The organism is Bartonella queenslandensis AUST/NH15 (genome assembly GCF_000312585.1).
In the GTDB taxonomy this organism is placed as follows: domain Bacteria; phylum Pseudomonadota; class Alphaproteobacteria; order Rhizobiales; family Rhizobiaceae; genus Bartonella; species Bartonella queenslandensis_A.
On sequence record NZ_HE998028.1, the window covers coordinates 1 to 484 of the forward strand.

At 41.7% G+C, this 484-nt stretch carries 1 protein-coding gene; it reads left to right on the forward strand.

Annotation, left to right across the window (positions count from 1 at the left end; all coding sequences use genetic code 11):
- A partial coding sequence (locus tag BN338_RS09235; RefSeq protein ID WP_039761374.1) for a lambda exonuclease family protein occupies positions 1 to 457 on the forward strand: 457 nt, incomplete at its 5' end.
- Positions 458 to 484: the final 27 nt, after the last annotated feature.

Consider the following 484-nt stretch of genomic DNA (forward strand, 5'->3'; position numbering starts at 1 on the left):
TTATACAACACCAGCTATGCAATGGGGCATTGAACATGAAGAGGATGCCCTAAAAGAATATGCATTCATTTATGATGCTCATGTCACAAAGTGCGGATTTATCCAACACCCTACAATCCAAATGGCGGGAGCAAGCCCTGATGGGTTTGTTGGTAATGACGGTTTAGTTGAAGTCAAATGCCCACAATCACCAAACCATCTACGCTTCTTTATAGATGACAATATAAAGCCTGAATATCGTGCGCAAATGCAATTCCAAATGGCTTGTACGGGACGAAAATGGTGTGATTTTATCAGTTATGACCCACGTTTTACGAGGCAATCAACATACCTGCGCATGAAAATCAAACGCATTCACCGTGATGAAGAACACATTGAACAGATTAATCAAGCGGTCGAAGTCTTTTTAGCAGAAATAGAACAAGAGATGCAAAAGATTTTGACAAAAGCCGCTTAACGTTATGGGGGTGCTCTCTCCTCCCAG